The organism is Allocoleopsis sp. (assembly GCF_036703385.1).
Classification (GTDB): domain Bacteria; phylum Cyanobacteriota; class Cyanobacteriia; order Cyanobacteriales; family Coleofasciculaceae; genus Allocoleopsis.
This window is the reverse complement of the sequence record NZ_DATNPA010000488.1, coordinates 1-2,336: the sequence shown is the minus strand read 5'-3', so window position 1 is coordinate 2,336 and position 2,336 is coordinate 1. Positions and strand designations below refer to the sequence as shown.

Below are 2,336 nucleotides of genomic sequence, written 5' to 3'. Positions count from 1 at the left end.
GTACAGCCGCAGGTTTACTAACTTTTCTTTCCAAACCTTGAACTAAAGGTTGGGCTTCATGCCACTGAAAGCCTGTTAGTTCGATCGCTCTACCAATGTTGAAAGGAGTACTACGGTTTCTGTTTTGAATCAAATCGGAGGGTGTAGCCACGCCAAACAAGGCAAAGGTTAGGCGTCGGTAGGCAGACTTGTCAGCGCGATTGTTATAGCAGGCACGAATTAAGGCAAAAAAATCATCTACCTTGAAATTTAGGCTGAGAATGCTATCAATTTCATCGATAAAAATGATAATATTTTGAGGAATTGCTGTCAGCAGAATCTCTTCAATAAACTTATTGAATCGCTTAATATTAGATAGCCTGCTGTGGCGCAGCCACCATTCTTCTAAATCAAAAGTATTATAGAGTTCCAAACAGCTGACAAGGCTGTCAATGACTCCGGCATACCATTGCTCTGGGGTAATATCCCAGGTGCCAATGGCGGTAATATCAATGGCAGCACAGGCAAACCCTTCCGCTTGCAAGCGCTGCATGGTGCGTACCCGCAAGCTAGATTTCCCCATCTGGCGAGAGTTGAGGACGTAGCAGAATTCTCCTGCCTTCAATCCTTCGTAGAGCTCAGAGTCAGCTTGGCGCACGACATAGGTGGGGGCGTCAAGCGGTAAACTGCCCCCGACTTGATATTCATAAGTTGGGTTGAGTTCTGAAGTCATCAGCCAAACATCACATGAGGGCAGAAATAGTGCGAAGCGCTGTCGCGCAGCTAACGCTAACGCAAATCATCTCAGGTGATGGGTGGCGAAAAATTCTGCATCGGTTGGACAGTCTGCAACCAAGCTTCTAAATCGGCGGTACAGGAGAAATCCAATAGTGCCTCAGCCAAATCCTCTAGTTGGGGGATGGATAGTTCCCGAATGCGCTCTTGCAGTTCTGGTTCAACTGTACCGATCCGGCGTGGGAGTAGGCGCATAATTAGTGCGATCGCCTCTGCCTGCTTTCCTTCTTCTCGTCCTTTTTCCCGTCCTTCTTCTCGTCCCTCTTGCAAGATTTCTTGGTAAATTACAGATTCTCGCATAATTCCCTCTCTAAACAGTTGGCGAATCACGTCTTTATCAAACCTTAAACCTGCCAGAAACTGAGTACAGGTCGAAATTTCTTGTCGTTGGGTGGGTGTCTCTATCTTACTCACCTGTTCGGCGATACGACTGAGTAGCTGTGTTGAGTCTTTGGCTGCACATAAAGGTGCTAGTGGTAGCAATGCAGTATTTTCTAGTAATGGTACTGGGTCTTGTTCCCACATCCGCAGGATTTGATAAGAATGCTGCGTGCTTTCCACCTGAAATACTTCTGGCACAGGAGTTGAGGTTGCCCTCAGCAACACTATTACTTGTGTGATGGGCAACTGATAGCGGCGATAGAGTCTCACCCAGTAGTCCAACATCCGCAGTGGTAGAGGAGGGGTACTGGCTACCTCGACTTGAAATTCCAGATGTAAAATCCGCTCTTGGGTGCGTAAAAAGGTGACAAAATCGGCGCGAATTGGCTCAATACTCAACTCAGTTTTTAAGACTTCTACGGGTGCAGCAGGCTGTCCCAATAACCATGCAGCAAACTGTTCTGGATATTTCTCGGATAGATATTTGCAGATATTGTCATAAGGCATGGTGATTTTAGTTAGAGAGTGCTTTTCAAATAAGATGTGTAGGAAAAAAAGCCCTCCTCCAGTTGAGGGCAAAACTAGGTAGTTCTTTTAGTAATTAATTCTCCTCTTGATCAGATTCAAAGCGGGTAGTCATCTCCTCAACTTGCTCTAATCGCCGACGGTAGCTTTCCATCTCTGCTTCCAGCGCTTTCAGGATAGCGTCGAAGTTTTTGATGAACCGAGCTAAGATGTCGAGTTCTTCAGCGTTCGAGAGCTTTAGGTCAATGTCGATGTGGATTTTCATGGCTGTATCTCCTTACTTGTTATAAAGTTGCAACAAAATTATATTAACATCAGTGAGTATTTTTATTACAAATGAAATGGCAAAATATGGAAGTATGATTTTTAAATTTGATAATTATATTTGATGGAATTTATGTCAAATTTTTAAACGATATTAATGTTTGAAGCAAATAAGAGAGAACTCAAGAATATACATTGGTCTATAGTCGGTTTCCCTTAGCACGATGCGCTTTGTACTATACCATTTGGGCTTATTACCTCTTTTGTTGCTGCTAATTCAATTGTGCAAAAATGCTGCGATCAGCTTCGAGTCAAGCTGTAGGCGATCGCACTATTTTTCTCCAAAACTATCGCACCTCACAAGAGAAAATGAATTTGGTGACTTAGGGCTT

General features: G+C 44.0%; 3 protein-coding genes. All 3 read right to left on the bottom strand.

The window, feature by feature from the left end; translation table 11 throughout:
* On the bottom strand, nt 1–712 hold a 712-nt coding region (locus V6C93_RS23965), incomplete at its 3' end, for an AAA-like domain-containing protein (protein ID WP_333479186.1).
* A 71-nt stretch (nt 713–783) separates the two neighbouring features.
* The gene (locus V6C93_RS23960) at nt 784–1,662 is read right to left on the bottom strand and encodes an Rpn family recombination-promoting nuclease/putative transposase (protein ID WP_333479185.1); all 879 of its coding nucleotides are present in this window, start codon (nt 1,660–1,662) and stop codon (nt 784–786) included.
* Between the two features lie 94 nt (nt 1,663–1,756).
* Nucleotides 1,757–1,945, bottom strand: coding sequence for a hypothetical protein (locus tag V6C93_RS23955; RefSeq protein ID WP_333479184.1), 189 nt, complete (start codon nt 1,943–1,945; stop codon nt 1,757–1,759).
* Between the last annotated feature and the right edge of the window lie 391 nt (nt 1,946–2,336).